Source organism: Amylibacter sp. IMCC11727, from assembly GCF_029854195.1.
Lineage (GTDB): Bacteria > Pseudomonadota > Alphaproteobacteria > Rhodobacterales > Rhodobacteraceae > Amylibacter.
Map to the genome: position 1 here is coordinate 2,166,392 of NZ_CP122960.1, position 26,612 is coordinate 2,193,003.

At 54.2% G+C, this 26,612-nt stretch carries 24 protein-coding genes, 1 tRNA gene and 1 pseudogene; 6 read left to right on the plus strand and 20 right to left on the minus strand.

The window, feature by feature from the left end:
- Positions 1-50: 50 nt before the first annotated feature.
- The gene (locus QBD29_RS10905) at positions 51-1,460 is read left to right on the plus strand and encodes a helix-turn-helix transcriptional regulator (RefSeq protein ID WP_280098124.1); all 1,410 of its coding nucleotides are present in this window, start codon (positions 51-53) and stop codon (positions 1,458-1,460) included.
- Positions 1,460-2,242 carry an alpha/beta hydrolase gene (locus tag QBD29_RS10910; protein WP_280098125.1) on the plus strand — a complete coding sequence of 261 codons (783 nt, stop codon included), beginning with the start codon at positions 1,460-1,462 and terminating at the stop codon, positions 2,240-2,242. Before QBD29_RS10905 ends, QBD29_RS10910 begins: the two co-directional genes overlap by 1 nt.
- On the opposite strand, the gene QBD29_RS10915 is transcribed toward QBD29_RS10910, so the two are convergent.
- The 14 genes and pseudogenes from QBD29_RS10915 to QBD29_RS10980 all read right to left on the minus strand — a co-directional run bounded on the left by QBD29_RS10915 (position 2,239) and on the right by QBD29_RS10980 (position 18,048).
- Positions 2,239-4,680 (minus strand): DUF3772 domain-containing protein, encoded by a 2,442-nt coding sequence (locus QBD29_RS10915; protein ID WP_280098126.1) that lies wholly within the window; start codon positions 4,678-4,680, stop codon positions 2,239-2,241. The two genes, QBD29_RS10910 and QBD29_RS10915, sit on opposite strands and share 4 nt — an antisense overlap.
- Positions 4,681-4,689: 9 nt before the next feature.
- Positions 4,690-5,724: a cysteine synthase A gene (locus tag QBD29_RS10920; protein ID WP_280098127.1), complete on the minus strand. Its 1,035-nt coding sequence runs from the start codon at positions 5,722-5,724 to the stop codon at positions 4,690-4,692.
- Positions 5,725-5,778: 54 nt separating this feature from the next.
- A complete protein-coding gene (locus tag QBD29_RS10925) occupies positions 5,779-6,825 on the minus strand; it encodes an NUDIX domain-containing protein (protein WP_280098128.1) in 1,047 nt (348 codons plus the stop codon).
- A 26-nt stretch (positions 6,826-6,851) separates the two neighbouring features.
- Positions 6,852-7,292, minus strand: a complete 441-nt coding sequence (locus tag QBD29_RS10930; protein WP_280098129.1) for a TrgA family protein — start codon at positions 7,290-7,292, stop codon at positions 6,852-6,854.
- 13 nt (positions 7,293-7,305) lie between these two features.
- Positions 7,306-8,517, minus strand: coding sequence for a cyclopropane-fatty-acyl-phospholipid synthase family protein (locus tag QBD29_RS10935; protein WP_280098130.1), 1,212 nt, complete (start codon positions 8,515-8,517; stop codon positions 7,306-7,308).
- A 79-nt stretch (positions 8,518-8,596) separates the two neighbouring features.
- On the minus strand, positions 8,597-10,018 hold the full coding sequence (locus tag QBD29_RS10940) for a deoxyribodipyrimidine photo-lyase (RefSeq protein ID WP_280098131.1): 1,422 nt from the start codon (positions 10,016-10,018) through the stop codon (positions 8,597-8,599).
- A gap of 31 nt (positions 10,019-10,049) precedes the next feature.
- Entirely contained in the window at positions 10,050-11,270 is a 1,221-nt protein-coding gene (locus QBD29_RS10945; RefSeq protein ID WP_280098132.1) for an aminotransferase class V-fold PLP-dependent enzyme, read from the minus strand.
- Positions 11,271-11,357: 87 nt separating this feature from the next.
- A pseudogene (locus QBD29_RS10950) lies at positions 11,358-13,058 on the minus strand (BCCT family transporter).
- Positions 13,059-13,268: 210 nt separating this feature from the next.
- Positions 13,269-13,748 carry a hypothetical protein gene (locus QBD29_RS10955; RefSeq protein WP_280098133.1) on the minus strand — a complete coding sequence of 160 codons (480 nt, stop codon included), beginning with the start codon at positions 13,746-13,748 and terminating at the stop codon, positions 13,269-13,271.
- A gap of 177 nt (positions 13,749-13,925) precedes the next feature.
- Positions 13,926-14,915, minus strand: coding sequence for an acryloyl-CoA reductase (acuI, locus tag QBD29_RS10960; protein WP_280098134.1), 990 nt, complete (start codon positions 14,913-14,915; stop codon positions 13,926-13,928).
- A gap of 12 nt (positions 14,916-14,927) precedes the next feature.
- Positions 14,928-16,031: a dimethylsulfoniopropionate demethylase gene (locus tag QBD29_RS10965; RefSeq protein WP_280098135.1), complete on the minus strand. Its 1,104-nt coding sequence runs from the start codon at positions 16,029-16,031 to the stop codon at positions 14,928-14,930.
- A 5-nt stretch (positions 16,032-16,036) separates the two neighbouring features.
- Positions 16,037-16,537 carry a DinB family protein gene (locus QBD29_RS10970; RefSeq protein WP_280098136.1) on the minus strand — a complete coding sequence of 167 codons (501 nt, stop codon included), beginning with the start codon at positions 16,535-16,537 and terminating at the stop codon, positions 16,037-16,039.
- Positions 16,538-16,558: 21 nt separating this feature from the next.
- A complete protein-coding gene (locus QBD29_RS10975) occupies positions 16,559-17,260 on the minus strand; it encodes a DUF1326 domain-containing protein (RefSeq protein ID WP_280098137.1) in 702 nt (233 codons plus the stop codon).
- 14 nt (positions 17,261-17,274) lie between these two features.
- On the minus strand, positions 17,275-18,048 hold the full coding sequence (locus QBD29_RS10980; protein ID WP_280098138.1) for a DUF2182 domain-containing protein: 774 nt from the start codon (positions 18,046-18,048) through the stop codon (positions 17,275-17,277).
- Between the two features lie 116 nt (positions 18,049-18,164).
- Here QBD29_RS10980 and QBD29_RS10985 point away from each other — a divergent pair, with 116 nt between their 5' ends.
- The 3 genes from QBD29_RS10985 to QBD29_RS10995 all read left to right on the plus strand — a co-directional run bounded on the left by QBD29_RS10985 (position 18,165) and on the right by QBD29_RS10995 (position 20,315).
- Complete coding sequence (locus tag QBD29_RS10985; RefSeq protein WP_280098139.1) at positions 18,165-18,899, plus strand: FCD domain-containing protein; 735 nt, start codon at positions 18,165-18,167, stop codon at positions 18,897-18,899.
- Between the two features lie 146 nt (positions 18,900-19,045).
- Positions 19,046-19,122 (plus strand) — tRNA-Arg (locus tag QBD29_RS10990).
- Positions 19,123-19,268: 146 nt separating this feature from the next.
- A complete protein-coding gene (locus QBD29_RS10995; protein ID WP_280098140.1) occupies positions 19,269-20,315 on the plus strand; it encodes a transporter substrate-binding domain-containing protein in 1,047 nt (348 codons plus the stop codon).
- Here the strand turns inward: QBD29_RS10995 and QBD29_RS11000 are convergent.
- The 4 genes from QBD29_RS11000 to ychF all read right to left on the minus strand — a co-directional run bounded on the left by QBD29_RS11000 (position 20,312) and on the right by ychF (position 24,840).
- Positions 20,312-21,241 (minus strand): aminotransferase class IV, encoded by a 930-nt coding sequence (locus tag QBD29_RS11000; RefSeq protein WP_280098141.1) that lies wholly within the window; start codon positions 21,239-21,241, stop codon positions 20,312-20,314. The genes QBD29_RS10995 and QBD29_RS11000 overlap by 4 nt on opposite strands.
- 4 nt (positions 21,242-21,245) lie before the next feature.
- Complete coding sequence (locus QBD29_RS11005; RefSeq protein ID WP_280098142.1) at positions 21,246-21,689, minus strand: VOC family protein; 444 nt, start codon at positions 21,687-21,689, stop codon at positions 21,246-21,248.
- 178 nt (positions 21,690-21,867) lie between these two features.
- A complete protein-coding gene (locus QBD29_RS11010) occupies positions 21,868-23,352 on the minus strand; it encodes a hypothetical protein (RefSeq protein WP_280098143.1) in 1,485 nt (494 codons plus the stop codon).
- 390 nt (positions 23,353-23,742) lie between these two features.
- Complete coding sequence (gene ychF, locus QBD29_RS11015) at positions 23,743-24,840, minus strand: redox-regulated ATPase YchF (RefSeq protein WP_280100956.1); 1,098 nt, start codon at positions 24,838-24,840, stop codon at positions 23,743-23,745.
- A gap of 142 nt (positions 24,841-24,982) precedes the next feature.
- On the opposite strand from ychF, the gene trpA reads away from it, so the two are divergent.
- Positions 24,983-25,774 (plus strand): tryptophan synthase subunit alpha, encoded by a 792-nt coding sequence (gene trpA, locus QBD29_RS11020; RefSeq protein WP_280098144.1) that lies wholly within the window; start codon positions 24,983-24,985, stop codon positions 25,772-25,774.
- Here the strand turns inward: trpA and QBD29_RS11025 are convergent.
- Together QBD29_RS11025 and QBD29_RS11030 are read right to left on the minus strand one after the other, a co-directional pair.
- Entirely contained in the window at positions 25,771-26,118 is a 348-nt protein-coding gene (locus QBD29_RS11025; RefSeq protein ID WP_280098145.1) for a hypothetical protein, read from the minus strand. The genes trpA and QBD29_RS11025 overlap by 4 nt on opposite strands.
- A 128-nt stretch (positions 26,119-26,246) precedes the next feature.
- Positions 26,247-26,588 carry a RidA family protein gene (locus tag QBD29_RS11030; RefSeq protein WP_280098146.1) on the minus strand — a complete coding sequence of 114 codons (342 nt, stop codon included), beginning with the start codon at positions 26,586-26,588 and terminating at the stop codon, positions 26,247-26,249.
- Between the last annotated feature and the right edge of the window lie 24 nt (positions 26,589-26,612).

Consider the following 26,612-nt stretch of genomic DNA (forward strand, 5'->3'; position numbering starts at 1 on the left):
GCAAATTGATCTTATGACTTTGGCAAACTCGCAAACAACGGGACCTACCAATGCGTGCGCAAAAACTCTATGCGGGGGTCACGCTCCGCGAAACCCGTCTGAAACATGACCTAACGCAGAAAGAATTTGCGACCAAACTCGGCGTGTCCCTGCCCTATTTGAACCAGATGGAAAACAACCACCGCCCTGTCAGCACAACGGTGGTATTAGCACTCGCGCAAGAATTTGGCTTTGATGTTACGCAACTAAGCGTAGGCGAAGCAGAACGCATCGTCACCGACATGCGCGAAGCGCTCGCCGATCCCGTCTTTGCTGATGCTCAAACGCCAATTGCCGACATGCAACTCACCGCGTCAAACGCCCCTGCATTGGCACGCGCCTTTCTCGAATTGCACCGCGCCTATCGCCAAGGCCAAGAACGGCTCGCCTCGTTGGACGAAGCATTGGGCCGCGAAGACAGCGCAATTTCCCCCTCTCCGTGGGAAGAAGTGCGCGATTTCTTTCACTACTGTGACAACTACATCGACAGCATAGATCGCGTTGCCGAAAGCTATGCAGCTGACGTTGGTATTCTTGGCCCAAACCCGCTGGGCGCGGCCCGTGATTGGCTGTCAAACAAACACAACGTCCATCTAAAAACAGACAGCGCGGGCAGCTTGCGCAAGTACGATCCAGCGAGCCGCACGTTAACCCTATCCGCCCAAGCCACCACCTCCAGTCAGCTGTTCCAAATTGCCCATCAAACCGCACTTTTGGAACAGGATGATCTGCTCGAAGCCACGCTCGACTTCGCCAACTTTCACACGCCCGAAGCCCGCGCCATCTGTAAAATCGGCCTTGCCAATTACTTTGCAGGGGCCGCGACACTGCCGTATGGAAAATTCTTGCAAGCGGCCCAAGAAAACCGCCACGATTTAGAAGTCCTCGCTGCAACCTTCAACGCCAGCATCGAACAAGTGGCCCATCGCCTGTCCACTCTACAACGTCCAGGGCTTAAGGGGATTCCGTTCTTTTTCGTGCGGGTCGATCAGGCAGGTACAATCACCAAACGCCACTCCGCCACGCGCTTGCAATTCGCCCGTTTCGGTGGGGCCTGCCCGCTCTGGAACGTGCATCGTGCCTTTGAAACACCGGGGCAATTCCTGCGCCAATTGGCCGAAACCCCAGACGGGCTGCAATACCTGTGTTTGGCGCGGGATGTGTCCAAACCGGGCGGTGCCTACCGCGCCCCAACACGGCGCTATGCCATTGGATTGGGCTGCGAAATCCGCCACGCGGGGGCGCTTGTCTATGCAGACGACCTTGACATCACCAACCGCCAAGCCTTTGAACCCATTGGCATTTCCTGCCGTATTTGCGAACGCCACAACTGCCACCAACGCTCTGTCCCGCCACTGGAACGTCACTTGCAAGTAGACCCAAACAGCCGTGGCATCCTGCCCTACCGCATCGGTGATTGATGAAACGCATTCTTCTTTTGGGCGTCGCACTTTACATCGCAGCATTCATCGCACTGGTGTTTGGCCAAAACAGCCTGATCTATCCTTTCAACCCCACATTGGAACAACCAGAACGGCGCATCACAGAACATCGCTTGCCCACCGCTGACGGCGAAACCCTGATCGTCTGGGCGGCAAAACCCGCACTAGGCAAGCCAACGATCCTCTATTTTCACGGCAACGCGGGCAATTTGCATAATCGTGCCGCGCGCTTTGATCGGATGCTAGATCGTGGCTACGGGATCGTGGCCATGGCCTATCGCGGATCATCTGGAAGCACGGGCACCCCTTCAGAAACCGCCATCCGTGCCGACAGCCTGCTGGTTCACAGCCAACTAAACACGCTCATAGGAACGCCCCGCAAGCTGGTTTTCTACGGCGAAAGCCTCGGTTCTGCCGTGGCCATTCAACTCGCCGCACTCCATCAACCCGATGGCCTGATCCTAGAGGCACCGTTCACCTCACTCACAACCCGCGCCAGCGAAGCGGTTCCCTATTTCCCTGTAAAATTGGGCCTGCGCGATGATTGGGACAGCTTGGGTCAAATCTCCAACATCACCGCCCCCTTGCTGGTGATGCACGGCACGGCTGACACTGTGGTGCCTTTCACGCACGGCGAAGCCATATTCGCCGCCGCTGCCGCATCAAAAAAAACCTTCCGCCGTGTGGATGGGCTTGGCCACAACGGCCATTGGTCCGTGGCGGGCCAAAAAGTGATCTATCGCTTTATAGACGGGCTTTAACGATCGCCCTCATCACTTGCATCGTCCATATCCATCGCCGCACTGCTGGTGCGCGTGTCCATCTCTATGCCCTGCTCTAACGCGGCAGCATCTGACGGTTTCGCACGCCCCGCCCCCAGCTGTTCCAAGTTTTTGATATACACATCGCGCTGTGCAAACGGGATTTCGATGCCTTCTTTGCGGAACGCCTCGGCAATGGCAAAGTTCATGTCCGATTTCGCCGACAACATCCAATTCACATCCCGCAGGATCGCACGAATTTCAAAATCCATACTGTCTGCACCAAACCCCATGAACATGATCGCAGGCGCAGGATCAAGCAGCACCATCGGATGGGCTTCCGCCACTTCGCGCAGCACCCGTTCCACATGACGCGGATCACTGTCATAGGCCACCCCAACTGGCACCCGCACCCGCCCCGCCATGGACGAATGGGTCCAGTTTGTAACCGCCCCCGCAATCAAATCCGCGTTCGGAATCACTACGGATGCGCGATCAAAGGTTTCAACTTCGGTGGAGCGCACCGAAATTTTGCGCACATAACCCGAATACGCTCCAACCTCGATCCAGTCGCCCGATTTGATGGGCCGTTCGATCAGCAAGATAATCCCAGACACAAAGTTCGACACGATGGTTTGCAAGCCAAAGCCGATCCCTACAGACAATGCACCCGCCACAATCGCCAGATTGCTCAGATCCAATCCTGTTGCAGTAATCGCCGCCAACGCAGCTAAGAAAATGCCGATATATCCTGTGCCCGTGACAATCGCATTTTGCCCGCCCACATCCAACCGCGTGTTGGGCAAAACCGTCGTGCGCAGCGCCGATTGCAGCACCCGCGTGATGGTGTAACCAATGGAAAACACCAGCACGAACGTCAGGAAATCCGTCAACGAAATACGGGTATCGCCAAACGACACCCCATCGCGCAACATCAGCCAAATTTCCTGTATGTCACTATCCCGCGCACCCCAGATCAAGGCCAAAAACGGAACCGCCACACAGATCAGGATAAAGCCAACAGAAATGCGGAACAGCGCCCCATACCGTTGTGTGTCCTCACCCGCACCAGCGGCAACAACCACACCTGACACATTGCCAGACAGGGCCGCGATCAATCGGAATCCGATGTAAAACCCCGTGATCAGCAACAGACTCGCAGCAGAGGAAAACACCAGCATTTCACCGCCAGCCTCATATCCGATCACTGCAAGGATTGGGCCTGCCACACCAGCTAGCACACACAGATTGCCCAAAATGGATGTGATACGGCCCAAAAACGGATTGCCCCCATCCTCAAGCGCGGACGCCCGCGCCGCATGGCCCACCACACGTCCAATGCGGAACAGCGCGATACCACCGATCACAATCAGTGGGAATGTCAGTGTCGGAATGGCCTTCACAATCACAGGGTTCTGCCCTGAACCAACCGCCATTGCGTCCAACATCTCGTTCAGCGCAAACATCAAACCCAACGCAAGGAAGGATCGCCGCATCGAACGCCGTTGATGATCTTCAACCGCGATCAGCGCAGGTCGGTTCGTTTCCGCCACAAACAAAGACCGCGACAGCCAACTGGCAAAATAGATGGAAAACCCCGCGATCCCGATACTGCGCAACATGAAATACCCGCGCAGATCAAACAGATCGAGCATCAACAGTGCCTGCACCAACAATGCCAACCCAATGGCAGGCAAAACCAATTGCGACAAGGAACCGATAAACCCAAACAACGCCACTGTGCGCGTGGACGCACTTTTGCTCAGCTCCGCTTCAACAGTGCGCGACCATCGCCGCGACCGCGCCAACAACAACAGCGCCGCCCCAAGCAACACCGCAACGATCAGAACCTTTTGCAACCGCCCAGCAGATCGCGTTGGGCTGACCCAATTCGATTGAATTTCGTTCCGCAGATTTGTGCCATAAACCCGCAAGGCACCCCATGCTTCGGACAACAAATCGGGGGCCAAAGGGGATCGGGATTGCGCCACCAATTCGGCGGTGTTGCGTTCACGGATCAACTTGTCGATCTGCTTGATCAACCCATCTGCCCGTTGAAACGCCTCTTCGGCTTCGGCCACAGGGCCGCGCACACGTTTCAATTGCGCATTCAATTCCGATCGCAAGTTCGCCACGTCAAAGGCTTCGGTTTCACCCTCTGCTGGCGCAGGGCCAAGTGCTTGGAGCCGTTCAAAAACAGGTGTTACTTTGCTTGCAGCCAAAGATTTCTGGTTTGTCGCTTGGGTGCGAAACTCAACCAATTGTTTGCGCAATTCCTCCAGCGCTTCACTCGAAGCTTCGGCCTTTTCCACTGCCGATTGCGCCCGCTCCGCCGTACTGGAAAAGGCCTCTGCATCAAACAGGTTCGTTGTATCTTGCGCAAACCCTGCCAGTGGCAAGGCCACCAGCAGAATAAGGGCTGCAATAAAGTGTTTCATTACAATCTGTTATTCAAAAACGGTTGGGATATCGGTGCGTTTCTGATCCAACCACTTTGGAAATGGCAGCCCCTTTTCTTTCAGGAATGCAGGGTTGAACAGCTTGCTTTGATACCGTGACCCGTAATCACACAGGATCGTCACAATGGTGTGGCCCGGCCCCATGTCCTTGGCCATACGAATGGCCCCAGCCACGTTGATCCCAGTAGACAGGCCCATGCACAACCCCTCATCCTGCAACAGATCAAACACAATCGGCAGGCCTTCGGCATCTGGAATGTTATAGGCATAATCCACATCCAGCCCCTCAAGGTTCTTGGTGATGCGCACTTGGCCAATGCCTTCGGCAATGGAACCACCTTCGGCTTTCAGCTCTCCATGCGCAAAGTAATGGAACAAGGATGCGCCATCTGGATCAGCAATCCCAATCTTAACGTCTTTGTTCTTGGACCGCAGGCCTTCGGCCATGCCTGTCAACGTCCCACCAGACCCGCAGGCACAGATAAATCCATCAATTTTGCCATCCGTCTGGTCCCAGATTTCAGGCGCTGTTGTGTCGATGTGCGCCTGTTTATTGGCCACGTTGTCAAACTGGTTCGCCCAGATCGCGCCATTCGGTTCTGTCTTGTTCAACTCTACCGCCAAACGTTCGGAATAGCGCACAAAGTTATTCGGATCGCGGTAAGGTTTGGCTGGCACTTGCACCAACTCGGCCCCAGCCAGCATCAACATGTCTTTCTTTTCTTGGCTTTGGGTTTCGGGAATAACAATCACCGTTTTAAACCCCATCGCCGCCCCGACGAGCGCCAGACCAATCCCTGTGTTCCCCGCGGTCCCTTCGACAATCGTGCCCCCGGGTTTCAAGGACCCATCGGCAATAGCATGTTTGATAATGCTCAGCGCCGCGCGGTCTTTGACGGACTGACCTGGGTTCATGAATTCCGCCTTGCCGAGGATTTCACAACCCGTCATGTCAGACGCCTTATTCAGACGGATCAGCGGGGTGTTTCCAACAGCATTTGGCAGGTCTTTATATATGGTCATTCGTTTGGTCCTTAGAACAGAGTTGCCCCTTGATACGCCCCGCACACTGGGGTTTCAAGCGCAGCCTGCCGCCTCACGCAACCGTGCTCGATTTGCCGCCAACCAATACAGCGACAATAACAACGGGCCATTGTCGGCCTCACCACTGCTGATCAATTCCATCGCGTCGTCAAATGACAGGAAATGCGTGCGAATGTCTTCGTTTTCGGTTTCCAAACCGTGAACCCCCGCCTGTTCATCAGACAGATCCACCAGCCCGACAAATGAATACAAGTATTCAGATAAACAACCGGGTGATGGATAATAGCCTCCGATGCGTTCCAGTGACAGCAGGGTTAAGCCTGCTTCTTCCACCATTTCACGCTCGGCCACCTCCTCAACAGGTTCATCCCCATCGCACCGCCCTGCCACTGGTTCCAAAACCCACGGATGCACATCGCCGCGCACATAAGCACCTGGTCGAAATTGTTCCACCAGAACGATTTGATCCAGCACAGGATCATAAGGCAACACTGTCACCGCATCCGCCGCACGCAAAACAGATCGCAGGATCGGCGCTGACACAGTGCCATCAAACCGCGTGTGGCGCAGGGTCACATCTTCCATTTCGAAATACTTTGCATAGGGCAATTGCCGCGTGCTCAGCATCACATCCTCTGCCCCAAACCCTGCACGCACCCCGACAGGTGCGCTGCTGTTTTTCGCCCGAACACGGGAGCGTGCGCTCATCACCAATCCCGCCCGTTGCACTGGCTGATTGGCCCCTGTTGGTGTGGCGCAAATGGCAACAACATCCTGCGCAACCAACCGCTCTACCTGCCGCGCATAATCTGTAAATACCGCCGCATCACGCTCGATAACATAGGCCGAAACCGCACCCTGATCCGAAGAAACCGTTTCCCACGCGCCATCAAACGCCCCGAAATACGCATCCAAAGCCGCCCGATCATCGACCCGTGCACAAAATCCGTGCAGATTGCCCAGCCCCCGCACAACACACCCCGCATTGTCGTGGTCCACACCATTCAACACACAGGCGTTCCAAACAGAATCCCGCGCCAACGTCTGCGCAACGCCCAAATCCGTAACGAAAATATTCATAGTCGCCTTTCGCGAACCGTCAGCTTTCACCGCCAGCGAATGCTCGCTTGATAGGTTGCAACACCCGAAATCAACCCGCCAATCACAATGACAAGCAGGATATCTTGGTTCAGCGACATCACCACATATTCAAATGACTTTTCAATCCACGCCAACGGCATGGACATAATGTCCTTAGATTTAAACTGCTGCAGGTTTTGGGACACAAAATAAAACGCAAACACCATGCCAGAGCCGATCAGCAAAAACACCAGACTGCGCACGCCAGACAAGGCCCCAGAAAAATTGCTGTGCCCTGGGCGTCTGCCTAGAGAATACCAGCCTGCGAAAAAGCCAACGACCATATTGGTTGCGATAAACCGTGCGCCAATCGGAATGTCCGTATTCTGCCCGATAAACACATACGCCCCCGCAGCAGCCGTCAGGGCCAATGCCAAAGCTGCGATCAGTTTTGCTGCTGTTGGCATCGGTCTATCCTTTTTATTTTGGGCGCTGAATTGTCACTTGTGTCACATCCGTAGTGCCATAATGAAAGCCCGACGCACAACTTGTAAGATAAAAATCCCACATATTTTTAAATCGTTGATCAAACGTGGAATTGGTAATTTCAGGCCAAGCCGCGTTAAATGTTTCGTACCAACGGCGCAACGTGATGGAGTAGCTTTCACCAAATTCTACGGATTTCAGATACTTCAAACCCGCCTTATCCACCTGCTCGCGCAGGGCGTTTGGACTCGGCAACATTCCCCCCGGGAACACATGTTTCTGAATGAAATCAACGGTTTTGCGATATTGTGGGAACAGTTCGTTGCTGATCGTGATGATCTGCAAGCTGGCGTTGGCACCGGGTTTCAATCGGTCATGCACGGCCTTGAAATACGTGGGCCAGTATTTTTCGCCCACAGCTTCAAACATTTCAATGCTGGCAATGCCGTCATACGTGCCTGTTTCGTCACGGTAATCGCGCATAACAACGTCTACCTTATTGGCCAAACCTGCCTTAAACATACGCTCTTTGGCAAAATCATGTTGTTCTTGGCTGATGGTCAAACAGGTCATCTTGGCCCCACGCGTGCCCGCCGCATATTCGGCAAACCCGCCCCAGCCACAGCCGATTTCCAGCAAATGATCGCCTTCTTTCATGCCCATTTCATCACACAGCTGTTCGTATTTTTGCAGCTGGGCTTTGGCCATGTCTTCCTGCCCTGTTTTAAACAGCGCCGAAGAATAGGTCATAGTTTCATCAAGCCATTTGCTGTAAAAATCATTGCCCAGATCATAGTGATAGGAAATGTTTTTACGTGCCTGTGCCTTGGAATTACCGCGCAACCAGTGGAAAAACCGCTCGTAATATTGCACCAACTTTCCGCCCGGAAATCCGTGGCCCACTTCTTGGTTATTGGCAAAGACCAAATCCAAAAACGCTTGCAAATCAGGCGAAGTCCACCACCCTTCCAGATACGCATCGGAAAAGCCCATGTCCCCCTCGCGGGCCAAGCGTGAAAACACGTCAGGGTTGATAATGTCCACCCGCGCGTTTGGCCCTGCGTTGGCCGCTTTGATCTGAAACACACGCCCATCTGGCAGCGCGATCTCTAAAGCGCCGTTTCTAATCTTTTTCAATTGGTGGAACGCCACCGCGAAATAGCGCGGCAGGTCTTTTTGTCCCTCAGTGGATGTAAATACAGCCATCCATCTCTCCCTGTTTTCTTCTTTTTGCAAAGACTAATCCAAGGTTTTTGCCCTGCCAAGCCTTTCGTTGCTGCCGATATCAATCTTGCGATTTATACCCTGAATACGCCTCAAGCGCCCGCTCGCGCCCTTCCTTCAGGCCCACAATGCGCTCTGGTCGTGGATCATCCTCGCTCAACCCCCAGCTTTTCGGAATGGCTGCAAAGAAATCCGCCGTGCGTGATTGGCCGTTTTCGTCTTTCCAGCCATGCAAATATACACCGCGATACCGCCCCGCACCATCGAATTTCTCCCCTTGGGTTTCGGGGTTGAACACGCGGAAATACGGGGCTGCATCAGGGCCACATCCCGCAATCCACTGCCAGCCCATCGCGTTGGCGGCAGGGTCCCAATCAATCAAAACCTCTTCAAACCACTTCATCCCGATTTTCCAATCGGTCAGCAGATGCTTTGTCAGATGAGAGCCAGCAATCATACGCAGGCGATTGTGCATCGTGCCCGTCACATAGACTTCGCGCATGGCCGCATCGACCATGGGTTCCCCTGTCAGGCCACGCCGCCACGCCTCTGCATCGTCGCTGTCATCGCGCCAGTTAAAGGCATCCCATTCCTCGCGCCAATTGCGTTCCACAATATGGGGCGTGTGAAAAATAAGGTGATAAGCAAATTCGCGCCATACCAGCTCTTTGCAAAAATGCTCTGCCCCTTTGGCCCCTTCGGCCATGGCCCTTTGCCCAGCATGCCAAATGCGGCGCGGCGCGATTTCGCCATACGTCAGATTTTCAGACAACCGCGATGTGGCCTCGATACTTGGGAAATCCCGCTCTTGCTTATACCGCTCCACGGCGCTGTCGATGAACTCCATCAATCGCGCTTCGGCGGCGGCTTCTCCCACACAAACGTATTTCGCCACCACATCGGCCCCACGGCGCATGGCTGCACCCATTTGCCAATCATCCAGATCATCGCTTTTGGGCCAATCTTTCGGGGCGGCAAGTGTTTCAGGGGCAGCGATACAGGCATCAACATGCGTATCCTTCACCGCACGCCACATGGGCGAATACACCTTAAAGAACCCACCTGCCTTGGTTTCCACCGTCCAAGGTTCAAACATCAAATGGCCCGCAAAACTCTCTGCGGCGACTCCCATGTCCTTCAGCGCCGCTTTCACCCCTTTGTCACGTTCAATCGCATCCGGGTCATAGGCGCGGGACCACACAACCTCGGTTGCGCCTGTTTCCTCTATCAACGCATTTACGACGTCGAGCGCCTTGCCACGCCGCAAGACCAGCTTTGATCCAACCGCACCCAGACTTTCCGCAAATTTCGCAATCCCAAGCCCAAATCGCCACTTGGGCGCAGCGCCCAGGCTTTCAATCAGCTCATCATGAATGAACACAGGGATCACAGGGCGGCCCGTTGCCACCGCATGGGCCAAGGCGGGATTGTCGGCGAGCCGTAAGTCACGGCGCACCCACCATAAAATGGGAGAATTTGTCATAAGTCTATTACGACCTCGCGCCTGCTTTGGATCATAAAACTTGGTCCAGTGCTGCAATCAGTTTTTCGACTTCAGCGGCATGGGTGTAATGCACAAAACTCACCCGCAACACACCATGATCTGGGTCAATGCCCATACCTTGCAAACATCGCACGCCGTAAAAATCACCGCCCCCTGCATTTACCCCCAATGGGGCCAAGTCCTGCGCCAATTCCGCCCCCGATTTCTGTGCCAACATGGCCACCGTTGGCGCTTTCTGCTCTGCTTCCGTTGGGCCGAGCAACCGAACAGAATTCTTGTCCCGCAGATAATCCAATACGGGCTGCAACAATCTAATCTCATGATCGCGCATCAAATCATGGGCAAAGGCACCACGGGCCGCCGCATCCCCTGCCCCGCCGTGATGTGCGCATAGCGCATCAATATAATCCGCCATGCCCGCACTGGCCGCAACCTGCGCATGATCTGGTCCCGCAGGCGTGAACCGTTTTTCCAGCGATCCTTCGTTGAAATAATGCCCTTGGTTGGGCAACGTGAACCCCAACCCCTCGCGGATCACCATGATCCCTTGATGAGGGCCGTAAGTTTTATAGGCGGAAAACAAATACACATCCGCGCCCAGTTGATCCACATTCGGCAGCCCATGGGGCGCGTAACTCACCCCATCCACACAGGTATAAATCCCAGCCGCCTTTGCAATGGCGCAAATCTCGGCCACGGGATTGATCTCTCCCACCACGTTCGAACAGTGGGGAAAGCACAGCAACTTGACCTTATCGTCGATCAGGTTTTGCAACGCAGCCACGTCCAAATGGCCCGTGTCAGGATCAATTTTCCATTCGCGGACCTCAATGCCGCGATCCGCCAACCGCCGCCACGGGCCAGAGTTCGCTTCGTGATCCTGATTGGTCACAATAATTGCATCGCCCGCATCCATCCACTGCCCAAAAGCCTGCGCCAAAACATAGGTGTTTTGCGTTGTGGAGGGTCCGAAAGACACCTCATGACTGGCAACACCCATAATCGCCGCCAACCGATCCCGCGCCTCATCCATTTCTGCGCCACCCAACCGTGATGGCTCATAAACACCGTAGGGCTGCACCTTACGTTCCGTATAAAACCGCGTCAGGCGATTAATCACGTGGCGGCAGGTGTATGACCCCCCTGCGTTTTCAAAAAACGCCTGCCCTGCCAGCGCTTCGGCCTCAAACGCGGGGAATTGCGCCCGCACAAATTCAATATCCAACGCCATGACACTGCCTCCAAATACGAAAAACCCCACACGCTAGGTGCGGGGTTTTACTGTTGTTTGAAATGCTTGGGGCTTCAACCCCAATCGTTATTCGGCGGGCACTTCATGCACGGTTGTCGCAACGCCAGCGGCCTCGCGGCGACCATCATTGAAGATCGCTTTGATCAAACCAGCGCACATCTACACCATCACCACCGAGAACGGCAAGGCACCGATCACCATCGCGGTTTGGATCGCTCCCGTACCGCCAGAGATCAGCAAGCCACCAACCACCAGCGCAAGGGCTGCACCCCAGAACAGAATGTGTGGACGGGCTTTCGGACCTTCGTCACCCGCAGCGTTAATCGTGTTCACGATCAAAACGGCAGAGTCAGCAGATGTCACCAAGAACGTCATCAGCAAAACAACGATCAACAACGACATACCCCAGGCCAGAATTTCCGCAATCGGCGCCAGCATGAAGGTCGTCATGGCGAAAATCTTATCACCATTAGACGCATCAAAGATCACGCCACCTGCATCGCCATTCAGTTCCAGATCAATGGCAGTACCACCGGCCCAAGCGAACCAAACGAAACACATCAGCGCAGGAACGATCATCGCACCCAGAACGAATTCACGGATCGTGCGACCCTTTGAAATACGCGCAAGGAACAACCCAACGAACGGCGCAAACGCAATCCACCAAGCCCAGTAGAACACGGGCCACCAGCCCTGCCACTGTGTCAGCTTAAAGGCGACAGAGCCCTCAACACCATCAGAGGTCCAAACATTAAAGCTCATGGCAGGCAGTGCGATCAGATAGTCCCAAATCCCGACGACAAAGGCTGTCGCGCCAAACCAAGTGGCACCAAAGATGATGAAAAAGCCCAACAGGATAATTGACAGCACCATGTTGATGTTGGACAGCCACTTAATCCCTTTGCCAACGCCTGACAGTGCCGACAAAGTAGAAGCCCCCATAATCACCAACAACGCAACGACAATCCCGAATGTTGTCGGGTTGCCCGTGATGCTATCACCCGCGGCATTCACCGCCTCTGCACCATGTGCCAAACCACCAATACCGATACGGCCAAGACCCGCGATGAACTGGTCCACCCCAAAGCCCAAAGTTTGCGCCACACCCAAAATGGTAGCTACAACTGCAACGATGTCGATAATGTGCCCCACAGGGCCAGACAAAGACTTGCCAAACAACGGTGTCAGGGATGACCGAATGGTCAAAGGCAGACCACGACGATAGCTAAAGAAGGCCAAGGCCAAACCCGCAATCGCGTAACAGGCCCATGCGCCCAAACCCCAGTGCAAGAAGGACCACTTATACGCCATACGCACATTGTCCGCTTCGCCACCAGTGGTCAGACCCATGATCGTTTCAGGGTTAGACCCGAAATGCGCCACAGGTTCCGCAACGGCCCATGTCAACATGCCAACGCCGATACCTGCGCCAAACATCATGGAAAACCAAGAAAAATTTGAAAACTCTGGTTTGTCATCTGGTCCGCCGAGGTTCAATCGCCCCGCCGTTGGCCAGATCGCCAATCCGATACACACCAATACAAACAGCGCAACAACCCAGATGTACCAAGCGGCGAAATTCGCCAAAATGATGCTGTTCCAGTTCCCTAGGACATTACCTGCTTGTGTTGGCCAGAAAATACACCAGACAACCAGCGCACTAATAATGACTTTACTGATCACCGTAACATCGACACTGAACCCGCGATAAAAACCGCTGTCCGCAGTTTTAATCGGAAGTTCCGTGAGTGGTTCTTTGATAGACATAGTCTCTCCCTTGTTTGCCATGAGGTATTCTTGGCCCCCAACTGCGATGCAAAGGGGACATGACCGACCATAACAGCAAAGACTGCGACATTTTGACTCTTTTTTAACGCCTTTGCCCGAATCCAGCCAAAAATGCGCTTAGTATGCCCAATCGTTATGGTAAAACGTCCATTTTGGCGGCAAACAAGGGAAAATCACCACCAAAATTGGTCACGGCCGTTCGAAATACACCTTATGAGACCAAGTTTTACCGTCCGTGATCACCAGAGTTTCGAATTCCATGATCTGCAACAGATCGTAAAACGTACCCGCCACTCGCAGTTTCTCATCGTCTTTGAACAACCCAGCACGCAGGTTTGCAGTGAGCTGTGCCAACACGGCCCGTGCGCGGTAAATTGTGTCAAACACCTCATCTTCAAGGGCCACAATAATCAACTTCTGTGCGTTCGACCCTTTGGCAAACACCACATAGTTCGGGTTTGCTGGGCTTTCAAAGCGCGACTTGGTCAGTGTCGTGATAAACCGACTGCGCAATTCGGCGCTGGCGGTAAACTCCAGCCCAAGAACGCGGTCGAAACTCTCCTGACTGGTAATTTCGGGATAATAATACCCAACCGATGTGTCATCGGCTGCCGTTACGTTGGGCAGTGCCATCATCACAGCACAGACAAAAGAAAGAGGTTTCATCATGATCAGTATCCACAAATAGCTTTGGTCTTTGGTAGCAATAATTCCACGTAGCGCAAAATCACGCGCGATCACCTTTGATCGACAAACCGTCATATTTCCACCCTGACCAAAAAATGCGCGGCCTATTTGGGCCTGTGGACCCTAGACCGCGCATTCAAATTTTCAGCTCAGATCGGTTTAGGCGTTTACGTCCACAACCACACGACCCTGCACTTGGCCTTTCAGGATGTCTTTGCCGAGTTTTGGCAAATCAGACAGAACCGCAGGCACAACCATGGCTTCCAACTTATCCATCGGCAGGTCAGCTGCAATCCGCTCCCATGCACGCAAGCGGTTGTCATAAGGCTGCATTACACTGTCGATCCCCAACAGGTTCACACCACGCAGCAGGAACGGGATAACCGTCGCAGGCAGCCCAGCGCCCCCAGCCAAACCAACCGCAGACACGGACGCGCCGTATTTCATCTGGCCCAGCACCCGCGCCAGCATATCGCCACCAACCGCATCAACACAGCCAGCCCAAGTTTCGGCTTCCAACGGACGTTTCGTGGTTTCGTTGATTTCTTCACGGGCCACGATTTGTGTCGCTCCAAGGGATTTCAAATAATCCGCCGTTTCAGGGCGCCCCGTCACACCTGCAACCTCATGGCCCAGCGCGGCCAACAGAGCCACCGCCACAGAACCAACACCACCAGCAGCACCCGTGACCAGAACAGGCCCATCACCCGCTTTCAGCCCGTGATCTTCCAGCGCCATCACAGCCAACATGGATGTGAAACCAGCGGTCCCCACAGCCATGGCCTGACGTGTGTCCAAACCTTTGGGCAATGGCACCAGCCAATCCGCATTCACACGGGCCTTTTGCGAATAGCCGCCAAAATGCACTTCACCAACGCGCCAGCCTGTCAGAACAACCTTATCGCCAGCTTTATAGCGATCATCAGAAGAGCTCTCGACCGTACCCGCAAAATCAATGCCTGGAATATGCGGGTAATTGCGAACCAAACCGCCCCCTGGCCCAATGCACAAACCGTCTTTGTAGTTCACAGTGGAATATTCCACCGCAACGGTCACATTGCCGTCCATTAGCTGATCTTCGCTAATTTGCTCCACCGCGGCGGATGTTTTGCCTTCGTCGTCTTTGTTTACCATCAATGCGTTAAACATGATCTGTCTCCTTTAAATCCAGAATTTGTCCATCACGGTCGCATCGCGCATCCCGTCTGGGGTTTCTACTTGTACAGCAGTGCCCGCATCCCAATGGGTCATGCGCACCATGCCAATCGACACGTTTGTATTGTAATCAGGCGACCACGTGGCGGAACTAATCCGCCCCACGCGTTTGCCATTTGCCATGATCGGCCACCAATCGGCACAGGCTGGTACGGCATCCCCGTGAATGGCCACAGGGCTAATCATTTGGATCGGCCCTTCCTTGGCCACACGCAACAACGCATCACGCCCGATACAGCCAATGGCCATTTGTGTATCACAGAATTTGCCAAGCCCACATTCATGGGGGGTGTTGTCATCTGTCATGTCGTTCCCATAAGACAGCAACCCGCCTTCAATCCGCTCAATCAGATTGGGACAGCCGGCATGAACATCCAAATCCTTGCCCGCTTCCATCAGCGCGTTCCACAAGGGCATACCAATATCACTGCCCTCCACGTAAATCTCATACCCGCCCTGCTTGGAATAGCCTGATCGCGCAATCACCAGATCACGCCCCTGAAAATCAAACCAGCCAAAGCGGAAGAACCGCAGGTCTTTCACCTTATCGCCAAACACACGGGCCATCAGCTCATCTGATTTTGGTCCCTGAATACCCAGTGGGGACACATCAGGCTCATCCACCAGCACATCCAAGCGCCAGCCATTGGCAATGCCTTTGACCCAATAAAGCAGATCACTGTCCGCTATACTGATCCACCAGCGATCCTCTGCCAGCTTCACCGCCACGGGGTCATTCAACATACCCCCTGTTTCATCCACAATCGGTACATAGAAACACTGGCCAATGTTCATGCCGCGCAAATCACGCGGTGTCAGCATCTGCATCAAACGCCCCGCATCTGGGCCGCGCAGCTCCACTTGCCGCTCACAGGACACATCCCAAATCTGCACTGCCGATTTCAAATGGTGATAATCTTCCTCCACAGAACGAAACACAGTTGGCAACAACATGTGATTATAGATCGTGTATGCCTTTACCCCTGCGGCCTCTACGCCCTCAGAAAAAGGTGTGCGCCGCAACCGACGCGAAGGTGACAGTAAAGCCATCCCTGTTACTCCATAAATAGTAGATCAGTATCGGGCGTGGTCACACCAGCCGCCGTCAACATTGCGTGGACTTGACCCCTGTGATGGGTCTGATGGTTAAAGAAATGCGTGAACAGCTTTGGCTTTGCCACTGCCAGTTCCGCCTGTTTGGTTCCTGACCAAAAAGAGATATCCCCTTGCAGGTCCGCATCGCGCAACCCGTCGGCCCATCGCGAAATTCGCTGATCCATAGCCGCACGCTGCGTTACAAACGCGTCCCAGTCTGGAAAGTTCTGTGTACCAGCGGCAATCGGAGCCTCTGGTGCATCCCCGCCGTCAAAACGCCCCATCCACAGGCTGTCCGCCCACAGAACATGGCTTAACGTTGCGTGAATAGAGCCAAAGAACGCCCCGCGTTCCAACGCGCGCGCCTCCGCAGACAAACCACTGGAAGCAGGGATCATCCACCCGTTTTGCCAAGCGTTATACTGCGCCATCATGCGCATCCAGTCAGGTGTCAAAGACATAGGCGTCCCCCCAGATCGGGTTTACGGGCCAGACCATTCAATCGGGCAAATCTCGGCGCTCTTGCCACCGAAATCCCAATTACGACCGTGATCGCGCACGCGCGACCGTGTACCCACCGCAGCAATAATGTCAGGCCCCATCCAGTATTTGGAATTCTTGATCACAACCGCCTCATCAGGGTTTGCACCGCCAATGGTCTCAATCTCGCCGTTGATCTTTTTGCCGATGTTAATGCGCCGCTTGCGCCCATCGGTTTCGATCTCAACCTTCGTGCGTTCTGCATGAATGATCGTGGACACCAGCATCGTGAACAACCCCGTTGTCCCCCCTGCCGCACCAGAGAAAATCTTCAGCAACCCGTCATAGGCCTTTTGCGTGGCCCGCTCATCCACATAAGCGGCAACCTTCCAGTCGCCCTCTGCCATCTTTCCAGGGATATCCGCAAGCAAGCCCACATTCAGCCCACCGATGTCTTCCCCTTCAAAGTGGCCCTCATCAATGCGAATAGCCATCCAAGCGTGGCAATACCCTTCCGTCGGCTGATGCTTCCCAAGGGACACAACACACGGACAAAACACTTCACAAGAGCAGTTCAAGAACAATTCGCCTTTCAACTCCCAATTCGTCGGCTCCCGCCGTCTGCGCGTCGGCACCATGCGCTGATCGAGCTTGTTCATAACCTCAATACGATCCGCCGCAGCGCGTGTCTTCTTCTCAGCCATTTGTAGGGCCTCCCTTAGTAAATCCCAGCAGCACGGCCAGCAACGCCCAGCCCCGCCACAATCAATAATACCCCCACGGGGCGCATCACATAATGCGCAACCTGCGGCAGCTTCTCAAACACCATTAGAACAGTCGCCAGCCCCATCCACAACAGGTTCATGGACCCGCCCACGAAACCCAGCGCCATATACCCCCAGCAACACACAACACAAAACGCACCGAGGCCGAGCCCCATGCGCAGGCCGCCAAGCGTACCCGTACGCCAATTGCCAAGGAAATACTGCATGGGCGCATGACATACCCCGTGGCACACTTCCTTAATCCACGTGAACTGGAACCAGCCCACAACAACCAGCAACGCCGCCGTGGTCCACAACCCCGTGGATTGCCCAAACATATCGAGCCAACCGAGCCGCATCAGCCCCGCTTGGATCAGCGCGATTACGACGCCAAACACCACCCAAACGATGAAATAGCCCGCAACCACACCAATCAATCCGCCCCACGTGCCATTGGCGGACCGCATCAGCGCCTCATAGGTGGTCATCGTGTGTACAAAGGTCGGCCCCATCATCGCGATCATCATGATCGCCCACATAGGCACCAGCATTTGCAGGCTGTCCATAGGCGGCATCCCCGCCATGTCCATCATGCCAACGCGCGCTCCGTACCAATTCAACCCCATCTGGGTCGCCATGGCATACATCATCCACCACGACACAATGATGGCGACGAAAAACGCCAACCACAGCACAGTGCGCACGGAATGATGGGTTAATGCAGACACAAGCAGAAGCCTTTCAGAAACACGATTCTTATGCTACACCTAGGCCAAATCCAAATGTCAGACAATTAAAATCATCAAATGTCTTACATTTAATTACGACACAAGGCGCGGCTCAAATGAAATATCAACTCAACCAGGATCAGGAACTCTCCACCCAAATCGCCAGCGCCATTCGCGACAGCATCATCAACGGACAATTGATTGTTGATCAACGGCTCCCGTCGGAATCCGAGCTGTGCGATCAATTCGATGTGTCGCGCCCCACGGTGCGCGAGGCCCTAAAACGCCTCGCCGCGCAAAATCTGATCCGCACGCAACGCGGCGCCACTGGGGGTGCTTTTGTCAACAAGCTCAGCTTTGAAGACGCCTACGGCCAACAAATCACCACCTCTACCCTACTTCTCTCTATGAACGCCGTCAGCTTTGAAACCGCTTGCGAGGCCCGCTTCGCATTGGAACGCGCCTGCATTCCATTGGCCGCCCAGCGCCGCACCCCCGATCACCTTGCCGCCATGCGCGCCGAAATCCACCGCCAAGCCCAACCGGGCCTCACAGATGAAAGCTTCTGCGCCTCTGACGTGGCCTTTCACCGCGCACTGGTGGACAGTGCGCAAAACCCGGTCATGTCCTACCAACTCGCAGGCGCAGTAGAAGCCATCGAACCCCTCATGAACATGATCACCTTCACGGCGCGCAAACGGGAAAAAATCGTCGATCTGCATACAAAAATCGCCGATGCGCTTGAAACCCAAGACGCTCCCGCTACCGAAGCCGCCCTCGCCAACCTCGCCGCCCATACACTCGAATTGGCGCAAGAGGTCGCAGACAAACGCAAAACCCGCGAAACCTAGAACCCTTTTTCTTGGCCTAAATATCCAAATCCTACACCGCTCCCAGTCACCTCCCCCCAAAACCAGACGCACGCGCCCCAATTTTCGCCTTCCCGCGAAAATCCCAATTGAACCCAGCAAACACTTCCCCTATACCGCCACGCAACGCACCCGTAGCTCAGCTGGATAGAGCGCTGCCCTCCGAAGGCAGAGGCCAGAGGTTCGAATCCTCTCGGGTGCGCCAAGATTTTTTTCGAAGAAAAAATCAGGCGACAGGTGTTTTGTTAAAAACACCGAGAGCCAAATCCAAAGCCGCCCCCACCATCAGCTTCTTCTTGCAAAGCCTCTGCCAATGGGCCAAAACCCCACCGTCCTCGGGGAAACCACGCAATGTACCGACTCATTCTGATCTGCTGTTTGATCTTCACCTTTGCACCGATCACAAGTGCCCAAGACTTGACCTTTTCCACCGTATCGCGCGAACCCTTTTCAATGACCCAAGACGGCCAAGATGTGGGCTTCTCGGTCGATCTGATCAATGCCATCAGCGCGGACCTCAAAAAATCCATCGCTCTTGATCGCAAAGACAGCTTTGGCGACATGCTCGGCGCGGTCCAAAACGCGGATGTGGATGGGGCCATTGCCAATATTTCCATCACGGCGGCCCGTGAAACCACAATGGATTTCACACTCCCGATCTTTGCCAGCGGTATTCAGGTGATGCTCCCGTCCGAGGGCTCCGCCAGCGCCCTGTTCACAACCATCCTCACGCGCGAAATCGCCCTCGCACTGGTGCTAGCTTTCGGTATTTTGTTTGGCTGCGGCATGATCATGTGGGCATTTGAACGCCACCGCCAAGACTATTTCGACCGCCCCTTTACACAAGCCCTGTTCCCATCGTTCTGGTGGGCCTTGAACCTCGTCGTGAACGGCGGTTTCGAAGAACGCATGCCCCGCTCCCCTTTGGGGCGTGGCCTTGGCGTGGTTATGGTCATCTCCAGCCTGTTCATCGTGTCGATTTTTGTGGCCCGTATCACCGCGGCCATCACAGTCGAAGCCATCCAATCCAACGTGCAATCCATCAACGACCTAGAGGGCCGCACCGTAGGCACCATCGACGGCAGCACCTCCGCCACATTTCTCAACGAACGTGGCTTGGCCTATGTGATCTATCCCGATCTTGACAGCATGATCCGCGCGTTCGAAGCAAACACCCTGCAAGCTGTCGTCTTTGACGGTCCGATCCTCGCCTATTACGTAAACAACAAAGGCCGCGGCAAAGCCCGCATCATGGACAAAGTGTTCAAACCCGAAAACTACGGCATCGCCCTGCCCACAAACAGCCCGATCCGCGAAGACATCAACCAAAGCCTGCTACGCCTGCGCGAAAACGGCACCTATGATGAACTGTTGATTAAGTGGTTTGGCCGCGTCTAACGCGTCCGCTCCGCCACATGATCCGCAATCGCCTGTTTATACAGCGCCTGTATCCACGCCGTGACTGGCCGATCTCCGTCCCCAATCGCCTTTCCATCAATTTCTGCAACAGGTGTCTGCGCCCCGAACGTGCCCGTTAGAAACGCCTCATCCGCGCCATAGGCCTCCACCAAGGAATAGTTCTTTTCAAACACGGGGATGCCGTCGGCACGGCAGAGATCAATCACCTTTTGCCGCGTGACCCCATTCATGCAGTAATCCCCTGTGCTGGTCCAAACCTGCCCCTTACGCACAATGAAAAAGTTGCAGGCGTTTGTGGTGTTCACAAACCCATTGGGGTCCAGCATCAAGCCTTCATCCGCCCCTGCCTGCTCTGCCTGAAGACAGGCAATCACACAGTTCAGCTTGGAATGGGAATTATACTTTGCATCCTGCGCCATTGGCAGGCCGCGCACTTGGGGCACTGTCGCCAAACGAATGCCGCGCCCTTGCAAGCTGCTGACGGGTTTGGAATGCTCCATAATAATCACAGTGGTCGGCCCCGTTTGGGACAGCGAAGGATGCTGAAACGGCTTCACCTTCACGCCCCGCGTAATCATCAACCGACAATGCACGTCTGTGTGCATATCATTGGCCGCCTGCACTTGGCGCAAAGCATCAGCAACACCGTCACGATCCATCCCGATATCCAGTGAAACCGCCTTACAGCTTTCAAACAGCCGATCCATATGTTCATCGAAATACGCCCACACCCCATCATACAGGCGCATGCCTTCCCACATCCCATCCCCCAGCATAAAGCCACTGTCATAGACCGAGACTTTGGCTTCATCGCGGTGAACGATATCGCCGTTCACCCAGATTTTGATGTCTTGATTGCGTGCATCTTCCTCGGCGGCATGTGTTGTGTGGGCGTCTTTACTCATGTCTTCACCAATCGCCCGTGTTTTCCATGCTGGCCCAAGGCTCCGCCGGAGCCAGGCTTTCGCCTTCCTGCAGCAATTCAATGGAAATATTGTCAGGGGATTTCACAAATGCCATGCGTCCATCCCGTGGTGGGCGGTTGATCACAACGCCTTTGTCCATCAGCGCCTGACATGTTTCATAAATGTTATCCACCTTATAGGCCAAATGCCCCCAGCTGCGACCCGTCTGATAGGTCTCGTCGCTCTCCCAGTTATAGGTCAACTCCAGTTCTGGCGCGTTATTGGCCTTTGCCGCATCCAGATCCTTGTCCCCAGCCAGAAAAATCAACGTGAATTTGCCTTCTGGCACATCAATACGACGGGTCTCGATCAGGCCCATTTTTTCGCACCAAAACTCCAGGGACTCTTCCAAATTCGTAACCCGTACCATCGTGTGCAAATAGCGCATATCGCGTCTCCTTTATGTGTTGTTGCCCATACCTTATCCCGTAACTTGGCAGGTTCCAGCACATTCGACACGCCCCAACAAAAGAACGCCGAACCACGGGAGCGATCGCGTGGCTCGGCGTTTCGTGCGCGCGGATGGACCCGCGTGCATGCGCACTCCGTTGTTCCTTGGATGTGCCTTAGAACAAGAAATCAGAAATACCGAATTCGCTCGCCTCATAGGTTCTGTTGTCTTGGTTTTGGATGATCAAGATATCTTGGTTGGCGATAATGATAACGCCGCCACACCAATCACTGATCGCCAAATCATTCATGCCATTCACATTTGCAAACTGCGACAGATCAATCTGATCAAATCCAACACCGTAATCCACGATCACATCTGGTTCACCGTCTTCAACAAACATGAACACATCACGCCCCCCATCACCTGTCAGATAATCACGCCCTGCCCCATCAACGATGATGTCCGCGCCACCGCGCCCCACCAAATGATCGTCCCCATCCAGTCCATAAATTACATCTGCCGAGGATGACCCTTGCAAAAAATCATCTTGATCCGTGCCTGTAATCGCACTGTCCAGTTGCGATGTATCCAGTGTGACATGGGTAAACCCATGATCCGTTGCACTGCTAATCAGAATTTCCACCGTGCCATTAATCACCTCAGCAGATATCGACGTCACATTCGCCAGCGTGATGTCATAGGTATCCGCCAGTGACGCGTGTTCCCACAACGTGCCAGACCCCATTAATTCCAGCACCGTGATGCCGTCATCACTGCCCGCCGCAATCACAAAAGACCGCCCATCGTATTCAAATGTCTCCAGCACAGACGCATTTTGAAACCGCGTATCATGGCTGTCGATCAGATGATCCGTTTCCACCAAATCTCCATTGGCCGCCACAGAATACACTGTCAAACTCGACGTGCCCGCAGACGCCATCACAACAAAGGTCTGCCCACCAACCTCCATCGCAATCAAATCCTGCACCTGCCAGAACCCAGAAAACTCATTTGGTGCAACCGTATCGGTCAGCGTCAACGTCCCATCTGACGCCACCGCATAGCTGCTGATCCCCGCGTCATAGGCAGATGCCACAAACAAATACTCCACCCCACCCACTGTGGCACTGGCAAAGGCGCTCACATCACCCAAATAGGTTTGGCCCGTATCTGCCACCTGATCCACCATGGTGAAATTCAGGCTCGCATCCACGCCATAAACATTGATCCCCGCCCCATTTGCACCAACAGTGTACACAAACGTGTTCCCCCCCACAGACAGGGCCGTATTCAGGGACAATTCCCCCAAACCATTTGGGTTGATCCCCGCACCCAACGTGCCGCCGTTGCCGATGGAATAGAAATTCGTCTGGTCTTCGTACCGTGTGGCGGGCAGCACATACGTCACTCCATTCATATCCAATGTGGTCAAATCCCAAACCGTGCGTGTCCCTGATGTGCTGGTATATCCCTGCTCGTCCTGCACACTGCCCAGCAGATTATTGCTAAATTCAAATGTTGTCAGCGCGCCCTCAGCTTCGCTGGCCGCAACCACTGACCATGCTCCTGCAACATAGATAAACTCAACATGCGATAGGCCGAGAAGTTCTGTGCTCGGCCCGTCAAGGACCGTGCCTCTTACGTCAAAAGACAACATGATATTCGCTCCGATTTTTGTTTGCACGGGGTCCGAGTTCCATCTTCGAGATGATCCCATGCGCATTCACTGACGTCAGGTTTGGCCCCCAATCGTGAACGAGGCTTTAAAGATAAAAATTCACCTTTTGCTAAGCGGCGTAAAAAATTCGTTTTTTCTGGCGCGATCGCGATTTATCGTTTGTTTTCAACAAAAATGCCGCCACATCTGAAGCAAACTTCATTCAATGTCGCGCAAATTAACTTTTCGGAAATTTTCGATTTACCGAATTTTAACCATCAAAAAGCAGATGTTAACGATAATTAACCACAAAATATCGGCGCAGACTCCCACAAAAAAGGCCGCAAAAGCGGCCAGAATTGTTGGGGAAACCCCGATGTCGTAAGGGCGTTAGGTGTTGAACAAAAAGTGCAGAACATCCCCGTCTTGCACCGTGTACCCTTTACCTTCGGCGCGCATCTTGCCCTTTTCTTTGGCCCCTTGCTCACCACCGTTTTCAACAAAATCATCATAGGCAATGGTTTCGGCCCGAATGAACCCACGCTCAAAATCGCCATGGATCACACCCGCCGCTTTGGGGGCAGAAGTGCCCGCTGGAATGGTCCAGGCCCGCGCCTCTTTGGGCCCAACTGTGAAATAGGTTTGCAACGCCAACAGCGCATAACCCGCCTTGATCAAGCGGCTCAAACCTGCCTCTTCCAATCCCATCTCTTCCAAAAACATCTCGGCGTCTTCGTCATCCAACTGGCTGATCTGCTCTTCAATCGCTGCTGAAATGACCACGGCAGCGGCCCCTTCTTCGACTGCCATGGCCACCACAGCATCAGAATGCGCATTGCCATTGGCTGCATTCTCTTCCTCAACGTTGCACACGTACAAAACAGGCTTTGTTGTCAGCAGTTGCAGCATGTCCCACGCCTTCTGCTCGTCTTCTGCCACTTCAACAAACCGCGCAGGCTTGCCACCTTCCAATACGTCTTTGGCCCGCAATAACAACTCATTGGCCAAAACCGCGTCTTTGTCGCCGCCTTTGATCTTGCGCACCAAACCCGCCAGACGCTTTTCAATGCTCTCCAAATCCGCCAACATCAGCTCGGTCTCAATGGTCTGCGCATCTTCAACAGGGTTCACGCGGCCATCCACATGGGTGATGTCGTCGTCTTCAAAACACCGCAACACATGGGCAATGGCATCACATTCACGGATATTGGCCAAAAACTGGTTGCCCAGCCCCTCGCCCTTGGACGCGCCTTTCACCAAACCCGCGATATCCACAAACGTCATCCGTGCAGGAATAATCTGTTTGGAACTGGCGATTTCGGCCAAGGTATCAAGCCGCGCATCAGGAACAGACACTTCCCCCACATTCGGCTCAATCGTACAAAACGGAAAGTTCGCCGCCTGCGCCGCAGCGGTTTTGGTCAGCGCGTTAAAGAGTGTGGATTTCCCCACATTCGGCATCCCCACGATTCCAGTCTTAAAGCCCATTGCGGCACCCTCATCAGATTTGTCTAAAACTCGACGCATCCCCTACCACCCATGGGGCGAAGGTCAAGAAAAACCACCACACCACTTGATTTCCCCGCCCCTTTCGCGCAATTGGAACCCAACACCAGAATGAGGGTTCATCATGTCACGCATCGACGCAAAATTCGCCGAGTTGAAAGCCGCGGGCAAATCCGCATTTGTTTCCTACATCATGGCGGGCGACCCTTCTCCAGAAGCAACCCTTGAATTGATGAAAGGCCTGCCAGATGCAGGTGTGGATATTATCGAACTTGGTGTGCCGTTCACCGACCCAATGGCCGACGGCCCCACAATTCAAGTCGCTGGCCAACGCGCCCTTGAAAACGGCATGACGCTTGAAAAAACCCTCGCCATGGCCGCCGAGTTTCGCAAGACCGACGACACCACCCCGATCGTGCTGATGGGCTACTACAACCCGATCTACTTCCACGGCGTCGATAAGTTCCTCGTGGATGCCAAAGCCGCTGGCATCGACGGTTTCATCATCGTGGACCTGCCCCCCGAAGAAGACAGCGAATTCGCCATCCCAGCCATCGCCGCAGGCCTACACCCCATCCGCTTGGCCACCCCGACAACAGACGAAAAACGTCTCCCCAAAGTGCTGCAAAACACCTCAGGCTTCATCTACTATGTGGCCATTGCAGGCATCACAGGCGCTGGCTCCGCCAACGCCGAAACTGTCGGTCGCGAAGTGGCCCGCATCAAACAATCCACCGACCTGCCCGTCTGCATCGGCTTTGGCATCAAAACCCCACAGCAAGCCGCCGAAATGGCCGCTGTCGCCGATGGCGCAGTTGTGGGTTCAGCAATCGTGGAAAAAATGGGCGCAGGCGAACCCGTGGCCGATGTGCTGGCGTTCGTGAAGTCACTGGCTGATGGGGCGCACGGGGTTTAAGGTCGTTCCGACCGATCCACATACAGAAACGCGCTAACAATCACCACTTCCGTTAGGATTGCCACCCAAATGCCAATCCCAGCAAATCCTCGGCCGTATTCATATATCCCAAGAGCTGCCATCGCAAACATCGAAACGCTTAACGCCACGCAAATCGCTGTCCGCGCAGGCGATGCTTTGGCATTTCGACTAACAATCAAAAGGGTCGCAAACCCGATAAACAGAACGCCTGCACGTTTTGCCAGAAAATCTGCGGTCTCATTTTGCGCAACTTGAAAAGGCCAATAAATGACTTCAGGTACAAAAATCAGAACCATCGCCAGCAACGCAAAGACAGAACCCACGCTTATACTTACATGTTTGTATGTCATAACGCAGGTTAACTTGGCTGTGGTATCGAGCCTATGTGACACAATGCACAAAAAAGGCCGCACAAATGTGCGGCCTTTTCACTATCCAGACAACGCGTCAATCACTCATACGCCGCATCCACAATAATCTCGACCTTCAAAATCTCGCGCGCCAATTTCGCCTCACCGCACGCCCGCGCTGGGGCAAACCCCTCTGGAACCCAGTCATTCCAAACCTCGTTCAGCCCTGCGAAATCAGACATATCCGCCAGCCAAATCGTGGCGCGCAGCATCTGCTCGCGCGATGATCCCGCCTGCTCCAACAGCGCATCAATTTTTTCCAAACACACCCGTGTTTGTTCCTGAATGGTGTCGCCCTCGGCAACTTGGCCAGACAAATACGCCACCCCATTGTGCTTCACAATTTTTGATGCGCGCGCGCTCGTGTCGATCCGTTCGATCATGGTCTTCTCCTCAAATTATGTCCC

Bases quoted from the DNA above. Each gene is read 5' to 3' on its own strand.
- QBD29_RS10915 (WP_280098126.1), bottom strand. From the start codon at position 4,680: ATGAAACACTTTATTGCAGCCCTTATTCTGCTGGTGGCCTTGCCACTG.
- QBD29_RS10985 (WP_280098139.1), top strand. From the start codon at position 18,165: ATGAAATATCAACTCAACCAGGATCAGGAACTCTCCACCCAAATCGCC.
- QBD29_RS11000 (WP_280098141.1), bottom strand. From the start codon at position 21,241: ATGAGTAAAGACGCCCACACAACACATGCCGCCGAGGAAGATGCACGC.
- QBD29_RS11005 (WP_280098142.1), bottom strand. From the start codon at position 21,689: ATGCGCTATTTGCACACGATGGTACGGGTTACGAATTTGGAAGAGTCC.
- QBD29_RS10955 (WP_280098133.1), bottom strand. From the start codon at position 13,748: ATGATGAAACCTCTTTCTTTTGTCTGTGCTGTGATGATGGCACTGCCC.
- QBD29_RS10905 (WP_280098124.1), top strand. From the start codon at position 51: ATGCGTGCGCAAAAACTCTATGCGGGGGTCACGCTCCGCGAAACCCGT.
- QBD29_RS10995 (WP_280098140.1), top strand. From the start codon at position 19,269: ATGTACCGACTCATTCTGATCTGCTGTTTGATCTTCACCTTTGCACCG.
- QBD29_RS10925 (WP_280098128.1), bottom strand. From the start codon at position 6,825: ATGAATATTTTCGTTACGGATTTGGGCGTTGCGCAGACGTTGGCGCGG.
- QBD29_RS10970 (WP_280098136.1), bottom strand. From the start codon at position 16,537: ATGTCTTTGACACCTGACTGGATGCGCATGATGGCGCAGTATAACGCT.
- QBD29_RS10930 (WP_280098129.1), bottom strand. From the start codon at position 7,292: ATGCCAACAGCAGCAAAACTGATCGCAGCTTTGGCATTGGCCCTGACG.
- acuI (WP_280098134.1), bottom strand. From the start codon at position 14,915: ATGTTTAACGCATTGATGGTAAACAAAGACGACGAAGGCAAAACATCC.
- QBD29_RS10920 (WP_280098127.1), bottom strand. From the start codon at position 5,724: ATGACCATATATAAAGACCTGCCAAATGCTGTTGGAAACACCCCGCTG.
- QBD29_RS10910 (WP_280098125.1), top strand. From the start codon at position 1,460: ATGAAACGCATTCTTCTTTTGGGCGTCGCACTTTACATCGCAGCATTC.
- QBD29_RS10975 (WP_280098137.1), bottom strand. From the start codon at position 17,260: ATGGCTGAGAAGAAGACACGCGCTGCGGCGGATCGTATTGAGGTTATG.
- ychF (WP_280100956.1), bottom strand. From the start codon at position 24,840: ATGGGCTTTAAGACTGGAATCGTGGGGATGCCGAATGTGGGGAAATCC.
- QBD29_RS11030 (WP_280098146.1), bottom strand. From the start codon at position 26,588: ATGATCGAACGGATCGACACGAGCGCGCGCGCATCAAAAATTGTGAAG.
- QBD29_RS10935 (WP_280098130.1), bottom strand. From the start codon at position 8,517: ATGGCTGTATTTACATCCACTGAGGGACAAAAAGACCTGCCGCGCTAT.
- QBD29_RS10965 (WP_280098135.1), bottom strand. From the start codon at position 16,031: ATGGCTTTACTGTCACCTTCGCGTCGGTTGCGGCGCACACCTTTTTCT.
- QBD29_RS10945 (WP_280098132.1), bottom strand. From the start codon at position 11,270: ATGGCGTTGGATATTGAATTTGTGCGGGCGCAATTCCCCGCGTTTGAG.
- QBD29_RS10940 (WP_280098131.1), bottom strand. From the start codon at position 10,018: ATGACAAATTCTCCCATTTTATGGTGGGTGCGCCGTGACTTACGGCTC.
- QBD29_RS11010 (WP_280098143.1), bottom strand. From the start codon at position 23,352: ATGTTGTCTTTTGACGTAAGAGGCACGGTCCTTGACGGGCCGAGCACA.
- trpA (WP_280098144.1), top strand. From the start codon at position 24,983: ATGTCACGCATCGACGCAAAATTCGCCGAGTTGAAAGCCGCGGGCAAA.